The organism is Rubneribacter badeniensis (assembly GCF_002899695.1).
Taxonomy (GTDB): Bacteria; Actinomycetota; Coriobacteriia; order Coriobacteriales; family Eggerthellaceae; genus Rubneribacter; species Rubneribacter badeniensis.
In genome coordinates this window covers 1-15,470 of sequence record NZ_PPEL01000001.1, presented here as the reverse complement: position 1 = coordinate 15,470, position 15,470 = coordinate 1, and the positions used below count along the sequence as shown (strand labels likewise).

8 protein-coding genes and 1 other RNA gene are annotated in these 15,470 nt (G+C 62.6%); all 9 read right to left on the bottom strand.

Going from position 1 to position 15,470, the window contains the following annotated elements; all coding sequences use genetic code 11:
• Nucleotides 1-7 precede the first annotated feature (7 nt).
• Nucleotides 8-1,156 (bottom strand): 4Fe-4S binding protein, encoded by a 1,149-nt coding sequence (locus tag C2L80_RS00045; RefSeq protein WP_103262368.1) that lies wholly within the window; start codon nt 1,154-1,156, stop codon nt 8-10.
• 12 nt (nt 1,157-1,168) lie between these two features.
• The gene (gene mobB, locus C2L80_RS00040) at nt 1,169-2,515 is read right to left on the bottom strand and encodes a molybdopterin-guanine dinucleotide biosynthesis protein B (RefSeq protein ID WP_103262399.1); all 1,347 of its coding nucleotides are present in this window, start codon (nt 2,513-2,515) and stop codon (nt 1,169-1,171) included.
• Between the two features lie 849 nt (nt 2,516-3,364).
• A complete protein-coding gene (gene recR, locus C2L80_RS00035) occupies nt 3,365-3,961 on the bottom strand; it encodes a recombination mediator RecR (RefSeq protein WP_092198648.1) in 597 nt (198 codons plus the stop codon).
• A 23-nt stretch (nt 3,962-3,984) separates the two neighbouring features.
• Nucleotides 3,985-4,293: a YbaB/EbfC family nucleoid-associated protein gene (locus tag C2L80_RS00030; RefSeq protein ID WP_087196924.1), complete on the bottom strand. Its 309-nt coding sequence runs from the start codon at nt 4,291-4,293 to the stop codon at nt 3,985-3,987.
• 71 nt (nt 4,294-4,364) lie between these two features.
• Nucleotides 4,365-6,926 (bottom strand): DNA polymerase III subunit gamma/tau, encoded by a 2,562-nt coding sequence (gene dnaX / locus C2L80_RS00025; protein WP_103262367.1) that lies wholly within the window; start codon nt 6,924-6,926, stop codon nt 4,365-4,367.
• Nucleotides 6,927-7,110: 184 nt separating this feature from the next.
• On the bottom strand, nt 7,111-7,770 hold the full coding sequence (locus C2L80_RS00020) for a VTT domain-containing protein (RefSeq protein ID WP_103262366.1): 660 nt from the start codon (nt 7,768-7,770) through the stop codon (nt 7,111-7,113).
• A gap of 70 nt (nt 7,771-7,840) precedes the next feature.
• Nucleotides 7,841-7,934: signal recognition particle sRNA small type (gene ffs, locus C2L80_RS00015), an RNA gene on the bottom strand.
• 154 nt (nt 7,935-8,088) lie between these two features.
• Nucleotides 8,089-13,917: a DEAD/DEAH box helicase gene (locus C2L80_RS00010; protein ID WP_204600495.1), complete on the bottom strand. Its 5,829-nt coding sequence runs from the start codon at nt 13,915-13,917 to the stop codon at nt 8,089-8,091.
• A gap of 151 nt (nt 13,918-14,068) precedes the next feature.
• Nucleotides 14,069-15,094, bottom strand: coding sequence for a virulence RhuM family protein (gene rhuM / locus C2L80_RS00005; RefSeq protein WP_204600494.1), 1,026 nt, complete (start codon nt 15,092-15,094; stop codon nt 14,069-14,071).
• Nucleotides 15,095-15,470: the final 376 nt, after the last annotated feature.

Sequence of the window (15,470 nt, the reverse complement as noted above, 5' to 3'; positions counted from 1 at the left end):
GCCGCCCCTACCGCTTGGGGCTGCCCAAGATGCCGGGGCGCTTCGGAGGGTCGGGCAAGCGGATGAGCCGCGGCTCGAAATCGAACAGCTCCTCGGTGCTCACCGTCGAGCTCACCTCGAGGCAGCTTTTAAGGCACGCGTCCGCGCACAGGTTGCACTGCACGCAATCGGCCGCCGAGAACTCCAGGTAGCTGCCCGTGCCGTCGTCGGGCACGACCTCGCTTTTCCTCAGCGCGCCCGTCGGGCAGAACACCGTGCACATACCGCATGCCGAGCAGCGCTCGGCATCGATGCGCACGCTGCCGAACAGGCGCGTGTCGATCTCGGGTGCCACAGAGGCGCCCAGCGCGTCCATCGCGTCGAGCACGCGCATGCGCCTTTGGGGGTTGAACTGGGGAAGCGTGCCCGCATCCGACATGCGCAGCCGATCGCGCAGCGTCGGCGCTCCGGCACCGTCGTTCTTGAACACCATCACTTCGGCCGCCGTGCCCGCCGCATCCTTGGCGCGCGAACGCGCGCTCGCGAAGAACCCGCGGCGCGACTCGCCCAAAAGCGTGCGCCGATCCTCCAGCAGCACGTTCTCGGGAAACGCCGACGCGCGCCTTACGCGGATATCCGAGCCCTGCGCCGCGATGAGGTCGTTCGCCGAGGCCACCACCGCATCGATGCCGGGGACGTTCGCGCGGAACTTGCACGTGGCGCACGTGCCGTCCACCAGCACGATGTCGCGCACATCGCGCGCGGCCAAACCCAGAAGCACGCTCTCCTCCATGCGCGCAAGGCACGGCACCTCGGCGTACTTCGTCGGATCGCCCACGTGCTTCGACGCGATGCGCGCGCACGCGAACACAGCTGTGCCGCCGGCAGCCACCACGCCGGAGGCCACCGCGGACGCCAGGTCGTCGTCGAGCGGCTGCAGGGGGATGAGCGCTTCGGTGGGGCACGCCGTGGTGCAAGCCCCGCAGGCCACGCACGCCTCGGCGTCGAGAGAAAGCACGTTGTCGGCAGCGAACACCGCGTCGACTGGGCACGCCTCCGAGCATTTCGCGCACGACGCATGGCGGTTGCGCACCACGACGCAGCGGTCGGACGCGAGGTACACCGCCTTCGTCTCAAGCGCTTCGGCCACTTCCACGAGATCGACGAGATTCGGCATCCGAAAACCCCCTTACTTCTCGAGGAACGATTCCTCGAGGGCATGCAACTCCTCGGGCGTGTTGGCGTTGATGAAGCATCCTCCCATGGGCTCGGCCTCCAGCACGCGATCCTGCGTGAACTCGAACACCTCCACCTCGCCGAAAAACGACTGGGCGCGCTTCTCGCCCCGGTCGATGGCCGCGCGCACGGCCGGCAGGCAGCCGGCGCGACGGTACAGCGCGTGGAAGGGCTCGAAGCCGTGCTTGTTCACCGGGACCACCACGTCGGCGCCGGACTCGTTCATGGCCAGCGCCTCGGCCACCACCAGCGATGCGGACGCGAACACCATGTCGCAGGCCACGACGGCCACGTAGGGGTTGCGCGCGGACTCGAGCGCGGTGCACAGCCCCGGCAGCGCCCCCCGCACGTCGTACACGTCGCGCACGAGCTGGATGCGAAGCTGCGGGAACTCGGCATGGAGAAACGCCAGGTTCTCGGGTTCGTTCGTGGTGATGACCAAGTCGTCGGCCGCAGGGGCCAAGCGCTCGACGATCCGGCAGATGAGGGGGCGGCCCGCAAACGGCACCGTCGCCTTGCTCTGGCCCATGCGACGGCTCTCGCCGCCGGCCTGGATGACCACCGTCACGCGCGGACGCACGTAATGCTCCTCGACGAAATCCGCAAGGCCCGCCACGTCGTCGAAACCGAAGGCCGGCACGCCGTAAAGCGCCGCCGCCTCACACGCGGCGTCGATGTCGGTGACCACGGCCACCGTGTTCGCGGTGGGCAGCTTGTTGGAGATGTCGGCGTGGTCGGGATGCTGGGTCTTGAAATGCTCGCCCGACGCACGACCAGCCGCGCCGCGCGAATCGGCCTCGGCGCGCCGCAGCGCCTCGCGCGCCTCATCGTCGGCCGGAGGCACCGCCCCACGCGTGAACTGCGTGAAGTCGGTCCCCAGCGGCCAGCCGCGCCGCGCGCCCTCGGCGAACACCTCGGCCACCCGCGCGTCGGCCTCGTTTCCCGCGCGCATGATCTCGATGGTGGGCAGCCCGCTTTTGCGATAGCCCTCCACCACCACGATGTCGTGCCCCGGCATGCCGCGCACGATGTCGGCGCACTCCAACTCGCCCTCCACCGTCTTGACGCACGCCATCTGCCCCGGGGCCGCGATCACCGTCTCGCTCGCACCCGCCGCGCGATGGCGGTACGAGTCCTTGCCGGGGATGTCGATGTCAAAGCCCACGTGGCTGTGGTGCTTCACGCTGCCCACGTCGTGCCCGCGGCGCACGAGCTCCGCGATGAGCCGTTCGATGAGCGTCGTCTTGCCTGAGTTGTGCCGACCCACGATGGACAGGGCCGGACTGGGGATGTTGATCATGCGCACCTCGCCCTCGTCTGTTCGGCGCTCAGTATAGCAGAAGCCGCCCCGCCGCTCGCTGCGACGGGGCGACGAGACGACGGAGCGACGGGGCAGCAAGCGCAACGTGCGCGAGCGCATCGAGAAGGACGGAAGGGGTGAAGAACGAAGGAGAAGGCCACGCCCCTGCGTCACCGTCGCACAGCTCACTTGTCCGCTCGCCTCCCCGCCCCTGCCCCCTCCAAAAAACAGGACCCTTTTCTTTACGAAAGGGTCCTGTTTTTTGGAGGGGGCAGGACCCTTCTTCTTGCTTACGGGACGGCAACGTCCCGTTTTTTGCGTTTGAGGACAGGGCAGGGAGCGCGGCGAGCAGAGCCCATCTGCCCTATCGCCGCATACCGCATGCCAACAAAGGTCATTCAGCCCGGCAAGCGTCTCGCGCCCCCAGCAGCTGTCGAGAAGCGCAGCAGCCCTCTCGACCGCAGTACGCCGCGAAAGCCGCAGAAGAACGACGAGCGTCTAGCAGCGCATCCCTGAGCTTCCGTGCCGCAGGTTGCCACCGTCCAGCATCATGCGCACACGCATGCGCACTTCGGCATCCCCCGTACACAAAATTCATTAGATTGCCTCGCTCAATCCAAAACGGGAACGCATTCAGCATGCTTCGCAGAGAAAACGGGAGGCTTTCCCTTGTTCGCGATTGACGAGCAGGGGAAATCGCCTTCGTGAGAAAAAGCGCGTAGCAATCTGGCATATTTCGTGCGCAAACCCTAGAAACAGGAGCCGGGGATGCCGCGCCGCGTCGCAAAGGCAAGCCGATCCGAGAGGCTAGCGCGAGCGCCGCACGGGGCCTTCCACCCCTCCACCCCTCTACACCTCGCGGCGGGTTTCGATGGCGCGGCCGAGGGTCACCTCGTCGGCGAACTCGAGGTCGCCGCCCACGGGCAGACCGCTTGCAGGGCGGGTGACGCGGATGCCGAGCGGCTTGATGAGGCGCGCGAGGTACGCAGCCGTCGTCTCTCCCTCGACGTTGGGGTTCGTGGCAAGCACGACCTCGGTCACCTCGCCGGAAGACAGGCGCTTCATCAGCTCGACGATGCGCAAATCGTCGGGGCCGATGCCCTCCATAGGCGAGAGCGCGCCGCCCAGCACATGGTACACGCCGTCGTAGACGGCGGTGCGCTCGATGGGCGGGATGTCGCGCGGCTCGCTGACCACGCAGATTGTGCGCTCGTCGCGCTTGGCCGACCGGCATATCTCGCATAGCTCGTCTTCGGCGTAGTTGAAGCACCGGCTGCAGAAGCGCACCTGGTCCTTCACCTCCGCAATGGCCTCGGAAAGGCGCAGCGCCGTCGCCTTGTCGGCGTTGAGAATCCAGTAGGCTATCCGCTGAGCCGACTTCGGGCCGACGCCGGGAAGACGCTCCAACTCGTCGAGAAGCTTCTGGATGGACGGCGCTGCGTACATGACGATCTCCCTCAGGCTCCAGGTTACATCAGGCCGGGGATGCTCATGCCGCCCGTGGCGGCACTCAAGCGCTGGGCACTCATGTCGGACACACCGCGCAGGGCCTCGTTCACCGCGGCCGCCACCATGTCCTGCAGCATCTCGACGTCCTCGGGATCGACCGCCTCGGGATCGATGGTGATGCTGGAAATGGCCATGTCGCCCGTGGCGACCGCCTTCACCATGCCGCCGCCAGCCGTCGCCTCGAACGTGAGGTCCTTGATCTCCTCTTGCGCCTTCGCAAGCTCGGCCTGCATGCGCTGAGCCTGCTTCATCATCTTCTTCATGTCCATGGGAAACGCTCCTTCTCTTCTCTCTTGCTTGATCCGTCGATTGCGATTGACCCACTCGGCCGCCCGAACCGCTACTCCCTCACTTCTTCGACCACGATGCCCTGGCCGAATCCCGCCTCGAGCACGGCCTGCAGCTCGTCAGGCGTCTGCGCGCCCGACGACGCGGTCGGCGTGGCCGACGTGCGCGCGTCGGAAGGCGCGGGGGCCGCCGCAAAGGAAGGGCCGGACGCCGACGCGGGAGCGGGAGGCGTCACGCCCTTCGGAGCCTCGGGCGACACCGGCGGCATAGGTGGCATCGCGTCCTCTTCAGCCTCGGGAGGCAGGTAGTCGTCGTAAGGGACCACCTCGTCCTCGTAAGGCGGGATGTCGTATGCGGGAGCCGCTGGCGCGGGAGCCGATACGGGCGGCACCGGTGCAGCAGCCGGCGCGGGAGCGGAAACCGGAGCGGGGGCCGGAGCCGGAGCGGAAACGGGAGCCGCCACAGGGGCCGGAGCCGACACGGAAGCTGGCGCCGGGGTGGAAACCGGCGCGGGAGCGACGACGGGGGCCGCCGCAGGAACCGGCGCGGGAGCGGCGGGCACAACCGGAGCCGCAGGGGCAGAAGCCGCCGCTGGCGCAGCGACAGGGGCCGAAGGCGTCGGCGCGGAAGCGGCAGGCACCACCGCAGGAGCGGACACCGCCCCGCCTTGGGCGTACGCGAACGACACGGCCTCCCCGCATGCCTGGGCAAGCGCCTGGCTCACCGCCTCGCGCACCTCGGGCTTCTGCACCGCCTTGAACGCGAACGCGTTCTCTGCGGGAAAATCGATGCGCAGCAAGCCCTTGCCCGCATCGTAGGCGGCCTTCGTGTTGAGGAACAGCACGCCGTATGCGGCCTTGTTTTTCTTGAGCGTCGCAAGCGTCGCCTGCCACACGCGCTGGAGGGAGGCGGGGTTTTGGAAGCTGGCGGCAAGCGCCGGCGAAGGCGCGCCCCCTTCGGCAGACGCGGCCACAGACGCAGACGCAGCTGGAGCTGGAGCTGGAGTTGGAGCCGATACCGAAGCGGAAGCCGAAACGCGGCCCGACACCTGCGCCTCTGCCTGAGCCCCCGCCTGCATGTGCGCCTCGTCGCGCGAAACAGGATGGGGCATCGCCGCCCCCGACGCCGATTCGACGTGCGCGGCCGCAAACGAACCGCCCCCGTGCCCTTTCGCCACGGAGGACGGCGGCATGCTTTCGGCGACCGCCGCCGATCCGCGCATGCCAGTCGGCGCTCCCCCCTCTCCGGCCACCGGCCCAGAGGTTCGCACATGATCGACCGCTTGCGTCGGCGCGGACGCCCCGCCCTCGCCGCGCCCCTCCACCGGCGCATGGAAGGAAGGCGCCGTCGGCGGCACGGAAGGAGACGGCGGCGCTGCGCTTTCAGCCCCCCGCCGCGAAACGCCCTCGCCGCCCTGCGCAGACCCGCCGCCTGAAACGCCCACAGGCGCGCTCGTCACGTGAGCGACCGCCGAATAGCCGCTCTCCAAAGCCTCCACGCGCTCGGCCAGCGCCTCGAGCGTGAGGTCGGAATCGGGCCGCACCATGCGCGTGAGCGCGATCTCGAACGACAGGCGCGGGTTCGTGGACGTCTTCAGCTCGGCCGACAGATCCCCCAGCACGCCCAGCAGGCGCGCCAAGCGGTCAGGACCGAACAGCGGCAGCTCGCTTGCCAGCTCGCGGCGCACGGCATCGCTCACCTCAAGCGGCACATCAGTGCCAACCAGCGCCATCACGTACAGGTTCCGCGCATGCTCGGCCAGATCGCGCGTGAACTGCGCGAGGTCGGCACCCGTCTCCACGAACTCCGCCGTCCAGCGGAAGCACGCGGCCACGTCGCGCGTGCCGATGGCCCGCACGATCTCGGCAAGGTCGTTCGTGTCCACCCCGCCGAGCATGCGCTCGGCCACTTCGAGCGTCACTTTGCCCTCGCCGAACGCGATGAGCTGCTCGAGCGAGGTGAGCGCGTTGCGCATGCCGCCTTCGGCCCGATGCGCGATGAGATCGAGCGCCTCCCCCTCGAACTCCACGCCTTCCGACACGCACACCGCGCCCAAGCGCGACACGAGCGCCTCCTGCGAGATGCGCCGGAAGTCAAAGCGCAGGCAGCGCGAGTGAATGGTCTCGGGAACCTTCTGCGGGTCGGTGGTGGCCAAGATGAACACCACGTGGCTCGGCGGCTCCTCGAGCGTTTTCAGCAGCGCATTGAACGCCGGGACGGACAGCATGTGCACCTCGTCGATGATGTACACCTTGTAGCGTCCGCGCGTGGGGGCGAACTGCACGCGGCCGATGATCTCCTCGCGCACGTTCTCCACGCCGGTGCGGCTCGCGGCGTCCAGCTCGTAGACGTCGGGGTGCTCGCCGTTGGCGATCATCACGCAATCGTCGCAGGTGCCATCGGGCTCGGGCGTGGGGCCGTGCTCGCACAAAAGCGCCTTGGCCAGCAAGCGCGCCGTCGTGGTCTTGCCCGTGCCGCGCGGGCCGGTGAACAGGTAGGCGTGGCTCACCTTGTCCTGCTCGATGGCGTTTTTGATGGTACGCTCGATATGCTCTTGGCCGACCACGTCCTCGAAGATCTGCGGTCGGTATTTCCTGTACAGTGCTTCCGACATGGGAACGTCATCCTCCACGCGCATGCTGCCGGACGGCGGGCGTCGCAATCCGATTCGTCAGTTCCCCTCCATTATATCGGCAACCGCATCGGTCGGCACGCAGCGCCGCCAACCACACAGCATCAGCAGCACGCCCATGAACGGCGCGCCGAGCCCACTTCGCCCACTGCTCTGCGCAGCCCGCCTACGCCTTCTTCTTGCGCGAGCCCAAAGCCGCCTTCACCGCGCCGATCACCGCCGGCGCCACCGACACGGCCACGATGCCCAACACAATCACCTCGAAGTGCTCCTGCACAAGCGGGATGCCGCCGAAGAAATACCCCACCAGCACGAACAGGCTCACCCACGCGATGCCGCCGATGCAGTTGAACAGCGTGAACTTCGCGAAGTTCATATGCCCCGTGCCCGCGATGAACGGCGCGAACGTGCGGAAGAACGGCATGAAGCGCGTGATGATGATCGTGAGGCCGCCGTACTTCTCGAAGAAGTGGTCGAGCTTCGCCATGCGCTCGGGCGTGAGCGCCTTCACCTTGCCCGAATCGATGATGCGCTTGCCGAACACGCGCGCGATCCAGTAGTTCGAGGTATTGCCCAAGATAGCCGCCACGTAAAACACGACAAGCGTGGCGAACACGTTCAACCCGCCGCCATCGGCCGAGAACACGCCCGCCGCGAACAACAGCGAGTCTCCCGGCAAAAACGGGAAGAACACCACGCCGGTCTCCACGAATACGATGAGGAACAGCGGCGAGTACACCCACACCGCACCGAGCGTGGCGATCCACCCGGCGATGGCCCCCCGCGGATCGGACAGCAAGTTGACGAAGAAATCGATGATATCCATGTGCGCCTTTCGCGTATGCACATACCGGCTCAGCAACGCCCGCGTTCGACGGGCCGCAACATCAAAACACCCCGAATAGGCGGGGGCGCTCGTCAGCGGTCCCTTATGGCTGCTTCCTCCCGGACCTGACCAGGTTCGGAACTTGGCGCCGCCCCAGCCCATTCGAGGTGCTCCGATTCATGCAAAGCAGAAGTATATACGATGCCGCCCTCGCCCACCGCCCCCCGCCCCCACGAGCAACCAAAATCACATATGCAGAGGGCGGGACGGGACGAGCGGGAAGGGAGGGCCACGCGGAAGGACCGCTTGCGACCCTCCTCAGCCCTCCATTCTCCACGACAGCGGCCAGTCGGCGGACTGGGGCTTCTCGTTGAGCGGAGGCAGGCTGCCGACGATCTCCAACGTCTCCATCGACACGCGCACCACGCGCTTCACCAAATCGACGATGTAGCGGGGATCGTCGCTGTAGTCGTTGGGGTCGTTCACGATGCCGGATGCTTTGTCGGTGCGCACCTGGTAGCGATCCATCAGCCACCCGATGGCGCTCTTTCCATTGACCACGTAATCATACGCACGCTCGGGAATATTGCGCAGCACCATGTTCTCAGAAACGCACAGCACGGTGACATCCTCGCCCTTGGGATGCGCGTCGTCCTTCTTGCACTTTCCGAAACGCATCTTCTCGGTGCGCCCGGGGTTTGCGCTATCCCCCTCCTCGATGATGCCATCCCACGGCTCCACCGTCTCGTAACGCAGATGCAAGTCGGCCAACGCGCGACCGGCCTTTGAGAAGCGCGCGAAGTCGTCGGCCAAGGGAATGCGCGGCAACTCTTTTTTCAGATTAGCCTCGAAACGTGTGCGATACTCAGGTGAATGTAGGATGCCGTAAATGTAGTAGAAGATGTCCTCCTTGGTAAGCTCCGATCCGCCGTGTTTCTTGGCCCGCGCAGGTTTGCCATGCCGCGCGCCGAACGCATCGGGATACGTATTGCGAAACACATGCAGCGCCTCGTCGGTGATAGCATCGTGACGCGTATAGCCTCGCCCGTCGCCATCGCCGAATAGGCCGCCAAGGGGCTCTTGCTCTTCGTACCAGTAGAGGGGGAAACACTGACCCGTATCTTGCAAGTGCAAATTCGGAACACAATCCGTCATCAAAGCAGAAAATGAACTTGCCGCACCAACCCCTGTAACATATATTCCCTTATTAGGCAATTGATCGATCATTGTTTGCTGGTACGTCATTTCGCCTTCGCCCAGAAGCGTTGATGAAACGTGTTTGCTGACACGTCCTTTGTTTTTCCGCTCGCTTAGAGTGAACGGAAAAAGGCGTGTTTGCTGGTACGTCATTTCGTTCAATTCGCTGTTGAAATACAACCATTGCTTGCAAAATGGCCGATACATGCTTATTGCCCAGCATGGCTCAACTTCAATAATCCTATCCGAAAAACAGTAGTCTTTTAGCCGACGCGTCCATTTTATTTTCGTCCCATCATTATCAAGAAGACTTTCTTGCTTTTTTGTCGCACCAAGCTCTTTCATGCGTCGTTGCTCATAATTAAAAACTTCCAGCATGCTTGTCATATTGGATCGAAGATCCGGCAACGAGAAGCTATACGTCCAAGCATCACGATTGGTTACGACCCCATAGGAGAACAGCTTAAAGATCCCGAATGCAGTCGCCCTTTTTTCAACGCATTTGTCAATAGCCGTCGGAGCAAACTCATACCACGAATCATCGCGCTGATTAAGCCAGTCCCCATGGCGGTCGGGAGTGATTTCCTGCCAACTGCAAACCCCCTCATGCGCAGCTTTGCGAACGATTGCCAGCTTCTGTTCACGCGACAGGTAATCTCCGATATCATGAAAAAAGATACGCCCATGATCGGGGCTATCGGGATTCTTGACCAACATGGTGATGGCGATAGGTGTCCGCGTCCCCTGCCCGAAAACATTGTCTCTTTCCCTCCGACGTTCTTCGCCCGACGTCCGCGCATTCCCTCGCAAATGAAATACCCACACGCTGCTGAAATCCTCGGCAAGACATTTGCGGAACCCGTCAGTCGCCGAAGCATCAATCCAACCGGCATTTGTCACGAAGCATACGATACCGCGATCGCCCATACGATCGGAAGCCCATCGAAAAGCACGGATATAGGAATCGTATGCCCCTTTGGCCAGCTTTGCAGACGATTTGGCGACATACGTATCCCTGATTCGCCCGTCAAGCGAAAAATACGACTGGTTTGCATTGTTGTCATTTTCGTTCTTCTGACCCACCGAATACGGAGGGTTGCCCACGATCACGCGGATAGGCAGCTTGTTCTGCGCTGCCACACGTTCGGAGTTCTGCGTGAACACGCTCTCATCCAGCGTGTCGCCCTCTTCCGTCATCTGGAACGTGTCGGTGAGCACCGCTCCGGGAAACGGCTCGTAGCTCAGGCCGCCCTGCCCGTTATGCAGCGAAGAGCTCTCTCTCTCTCTCTCTCTCTGCATTCTCGAATGGTACGCTTGTTCGATATTGATGGTCATAATATAGTAGGCGAGCAACAATATCTCATTGCTGTGCAGCTCCCGCGCATATTTCCCCGGCAGCTCCTCGTCGCTGATGATGTCCGAGGCTATAAGCTCGGCCATGAACGTGCCCGTGCCCGCGAACGGGTCGAGAATGTGCACGCCGGGGCTGCCCAGCCCCTCGCCGAACTCGGCCTTCAACATGCGGTCGGTCGCATGCAGGATGTAGTCCACGATCTCGTTCGGCGTGTACACGATGCCCATCTTCTCAGACGTTCCCTTGAACGCCTTGCTAAAGAAGCCCTCGTAGAGCTCTTTGATGATGGCTTGGCGTCCTGCATCGCTTTGGATGACGGAAACGCGGCTGCGCACACTCGCGTACAGCGTTTCCAACACGTCGTCGTCTTCGCGCTTCTCCATAGCATGGGCGCGCAACACGTCGAGCATCCCCTCCATGGCACGCGACACGGGATTACTCTTCGCGAACGACGCATCCCCGAAAAGCGCCTCGAACACGGGCAGCGTGATGAGGTGTTGCGCAAGCATCTCGATTGCGGATTCCTCGGTCACGCCGGGGTTCAAGCTGTCGCGCAGACCTTGCACGAACCGCCCGAACTCCCTTCCCGCGCGCTCATCCGATGCGACGATGCTGCGGATACGCTCTATATGCCTGCTCGCGATACCCGCCACATCATCGGCCCAATCCTCCCAGTACACACGCGTGCCGCATTTCTTGACAAGCTTCGCCTCCATGGCATCTTGCCATTCGTCAAGACCCCACCCGAGATCGAGCTTTTCTTGGACGATGGACAGGTCGTCACCCGACATGCCCAGCTCATCGACGAGGATGTTGCTTTCGACACCCTCGTCGGAGAGCATCAGCGAATTGATGCGCGCATCCAACCGCTCGTCGTGGCTACGCAGCGCTTGCAGCACCTCCCACACCACGTCGAATGCCTTGTCGTCGTCCAGAGCCTCCTCCGGCGATTTGCCCGCAGGCACCACCACCGGCAAGATGACGTAGCCGTAGCGCTTGCCGGGAGCTTTGCGCATAACCCGGCCCACGGCCTGAATGATATCGACTCGGCTTTTGCGCGGCTTCATAAACAGCACCGCATCGAGGTCGGGGACATCTATTCCCTCGGAGAGGCATCGCGCGTTCGCGAGCACGCGACACTCGCCTTCGGCAGGATCCTCTTCAAGCCACCTCAGCTTGCGCTTGCGCGTAGCAGAATCCATGCTGCCGTCAACATGCTGGCACTCTACACGCAGCGGGTTTCGCAGATCGACCTTGTCACGATAGACATCCACCACGCGCTGGAAAAGATCGGCGAAACGCTTCGACTCGTCGATCTTCGAGCAAAACGCCACGGCGCGGCGCATGGGGTCGGGCAGATCGACAAGCCAGTCCTCCACCGCTTCGCCCTCTCCCATGTCGATCCTTTGCAGGTTCAGATCACACATACGCTCTCCGCGAGTTGTCAAGCCCTTCCAACAACCGAGTATCTTGGCGGCCTCCGGCACGTCGAAGCCCTCCTCGGCCGCCATCATCTGCTGATACACCTCAGACGCCATGGCTTCCGACACCGTAAGGATCAGCACACGGTAATCGGCCAGCAGTCCTTTCTCGACCGCGCAGCCGAACGAGAGTCGGTATAGCTCCTTGCCGTATTTCTCCTCATCGTCCATCGAAGACAGCTCGTAGCTCTCCTCATGGGCCTTGCGTTTCGCCGCTGTGCCGTACACGCGCGGCGTGGCGGTCATGTACAGGCGCTTCCGGGCACGCAAGGCGTTCGCGTCGTGGACTTTGGTGAACGCACTCTCATCCTCTTTGGAGTCGCTCATGTCGCGCGCACCCGTGGTGCGATGGGCCTCGTCGCAGATGCAGAGGTCGAAGTCGGCCAGCCCGGCGTCCTGCGCATCGATGATCGCTTGGATGGATTGGTAGGTGGAAAACACCACCGTCAGCCCCTCGGCGTTATCAGACCCCACCTGCCTGATGATTTCCGAAGGGTCGGTCGACGCGGGAAACGGAACGTCTTTGAGAGAGGATTCCCACGCATCCTCGTTTCTCGACGCCTTGGCATCGGAACACACTACGGCGCACCGCAAAGGACAAGCCGCCTGATTCGCCCACACGCGCAGCGTTTGGGCCACAAGCGAGATCGAAGGAGCGAGGAACAGCACCCGCCCGCGCGGGCAAAAGCGCTCGGCCAAACGCAGGGCAGTCAGGGTTTTGCCCGTTCCGCATGCCATGACGAGTTTCCCCCTGTCCGCATGCGCGAACCCCTCAAGGCATTTTCCTATCGCCTCTTCCTGATACTCGCGAGGCTCGAAGAGCTTGCGCTGGCCAATGTCGGAGCCCTCCAAAAACGCCTTCCAGTCGACATCGGCCTGAGCCATCTCGTCGAGGAACAGACGAACCGTCCTCCACTTGCCCGCAGCTCTATCGAGATTCGGGCCGAAATGCTCGGTTGTACTCACGATCATATTGTGGGCATACGTCTCCCCCGTCCCCACAGCCCCATAGAACGTGGCAACCGTCCGGTAATCCAAGCTAGATTCCTCGTCGTAGCACTTGCATTGGATGGCCCAATACGCCCCATCCTCGCGATCCTTCGCCACCAAATCGATACCTATATCGCGCCCGTCGTTGGTGGGGGCATCCGCCCACAGCCACACCTCTTCCAAACGGCCGCGCCACAAGGGGTCGTTTTTGAGGTAGAAGCGCACCGCGCGCTCGAAGCGAGAACCCTTGTCGGATTCCGATGCGCACTCCCGCCTGATCGCATCCACCACATCGTACACGGTCGTCCCGGCGCTGGAACGTCGAGGGGCGCGCTCCTTTTGAGCAGACGGATAGCTTAGCACCTTGACCGCGATCTCGTCGAGCACTTCGTCTGATATTTCGGAGAGGGGCTTCGTCCATGCCTTGTTAAGCAGCGGGTTGAACAGCCCCACGGCTTCTATGTCCGCGAACTCCCCCTGCCGCGATCTCATGCCGGCGAGCCAGTAGCATATCACCTGCAGTGTATGCTCTGCACTCGGCTTGCGTTTGGAGCACTTGAGATCCCAGAGCGTACCGCCCGCCACATAATCGCCGTCCCCCGCTTCCAACTTATCCGTCATACCGCCGTGCAGCGTGAAGCCGCTGACGATGTCGCTTCCCTGCCCACTGAAAAACGATGCCGAGCGCGCCGCCATAAGACGGATGTCCGCGACGGTTCTCTCGTCGGGATCGATGCCGTCCACTGGCTTGAAATCCTGTTTTCCGCGGCGATAGGCAACATCGTACCCCGAAAGCCTGCACGCGAAGCGAATGCCCTCTTCATCCAAAAGGGCGTCGCCATCCTTGCGTCGAAGGGAGTCCACCATTTCCAAAGCCTTTGCGTGCTCGCCCCGCCCGATCAGGCGGGCCCCCTTCAAGGATACCTCGAAGGCCTCTTCAGCCGACGCGCCAAGCATCATGCGCGTCAGATAATCGACGGCGAGCCCGACAATCGAAGGAGAGATGCTGAAAGCACCGACCACGCACATGCCGTCGTCGAACGACTGCTCATGGAACTCTTCCAGCTTCACGTACCCGCCGCGCGGCTGCTTGGCCTCTTTGGCGATTCGGCTTATCGACGACATGGGGACCCCTCTATCCGCATCTCAAAAAGAATGGCTGTACCGTTGTTGATTATAAAAGATCCGAAAACATATTCGCCCTTGAAGAGGCGATGTTCGTTCAAGCTTTCGAGCGGGAAAACTACACGGAAGGAACACCTACGACCCTTTTCCCTCAGCCTTTCGATCCTTGGATCCTTTTGATCTCCTTCTCGAAGTCGTTCTCGTAAGTGCGATCTTGGATCTTGCGGAATTCGGCAAATTCACGCAGCGCCTTTTCATCGGCCTGCCTCTTCGTCCGCTCTCCTTTATGGAGAAGCACTTCGCGCCGATTGTAGCTCAGAAACTGGTCGAGCGCCCGTTCGCAATCCTCCATGCTCGTCAGAACCTGATCCTTCGCACGCAGCTCCGCGTCGTCCAAGAACATGGCGACGAGACGGTTCAAAGTTTCCATCTCATCGTACGTCAGATAGTTTTTCGCCACCGTGACATCCGACGAATGGATAGGCCCCTCGGGCGCGCCTTTCCATGAAGTCAAGCCCATGCTCGGCTTGCCGGCATCCGAGCGCTCCGCGATTATCTCGGCGGCGGTGTGGCCGGTTATCGCGTAATGCAGCTTGTTCTGCACCGTCGCGTAGAACCTGCGCGCCGTCTCGCTGTTTTTGTCGTAGTCGAAGCTGCACTCTTGGAAGATGTCCGTGATCTTTTGGTAGACGCGCCGCTCGCTTGCGCGGATATCCCGAATCCGCACGATAAGCTCATCGAAGTAATCCTTGCCGAACGGCGCTCCGTTCTTGAGCATATCGTCGTTCAGGACATAGCCCTTCACGATATATTCTTTGAGCGTGGCCGTGGCCCATTGGCGAAAGCGCGTCGCTTTCAGGGAGTTCACGCGATAGCCCACCGCGATGATCGCATCGAGATTATAGAGGTTGCTGGGCTTTTTATTAAATTCAGAAATCCTGAATTTAATCACCGAATCGCTTTCGGCAAGCTCGCCTTCGGCAAAGATATTCTTCAGGTGCATGCTCACGTTGGATGCGGTCGTTCCGAACAACTCCCCCATCTCCCTTTGGGTGAGCCACATCGTGTCGTTCATATAGCGGACCGACACGGGCACGTTCGCCCCATCGGCTTGGTAGAGAACGATCTCGGCTCGCAGCGGCTGTTCACCGCCATCATTCAAAACCCCAACCGCCACGTCTTCCCCCTTACTCCAAGCCGGCCATCAAGGGCTTTCTCCCGCAGAAACCGCCCGCAAAAGATTATAGAGGAGTGCGACGGAAAACGAGAGAGGGGAACGCCCCGCGAATGGACCCCTTGCGCGAGAACCGCCAGTCGCCAGTCGGACGCGCGCGGCTCTTCCCCGCATGCTTGAAGCACCCCGAACGTTTCAGTTCCGTGGCACAAGCAACAGTTCCGCGCCCAACGGGAACCGCCCTCCCGCTTCGGTAACGTACAATTTTTTGCGCACTTTGACAGCAGGATAGCGTCCAGATAGGAAGGAGGGCACGGCCCGCCCCGGTATGATTCGAGTTGTCGAGACAAGAAGCATATTGGAGGAGAGCCATGCCCGA

Bases quoted from the DNA above. Each gene is read 5' to 3' on its own strand.
- C2L80_RS00045 (WP_103262368.1), bottom strand. From the start codon at position 1,156: ATGCCGAATCTCGTCGATCTCGTGGAAGTGGCCGAAGCGCTTGAGACG.
- mobB (WP_103262399.1), bottom strand. From the start codon at position 2,515: ATGATCAACATCCCCAGTCCGGCCCTGTCCATCGTGGGTCGGCACAAC.
- recR (WP_092198648.1), bottom strand. From the start codon at position 3,961: ATGTACGCAGCGCCGTCCATCCAGAAGCTTCTCGACGAGTTGGAGCGT.
- C2L80_RS00030 (WP_087196924.1), bottom strand. From the start codon at position 4,293: ATGGACATGAAGAAGATGATGAAGCAGGCTCAGCGCATGCAGGCCGAG.
- dnaX (WP_103262367.1), bottom strand. From the start codon at position 6,926: ATGTCGGAAGCACTGTACAGGAAATACCGACCGCAGATCTTCGAGGAC.
- C2L80_RS00020 (WP_103262366.1), bottom strand. From the start codon at position 7,770: ATGGATATCATCGATTTCTTCGTCAACTTGCTGTCCGATCCGCGGGGG.
- C2L80_RS00010 (WP_204600495.1), bottom strand. From the start codon at position 13,917: ATGTCGTCGATAAGCCGAATCGCCAAAGAGGCCAAGCAGCCGCGCGGC.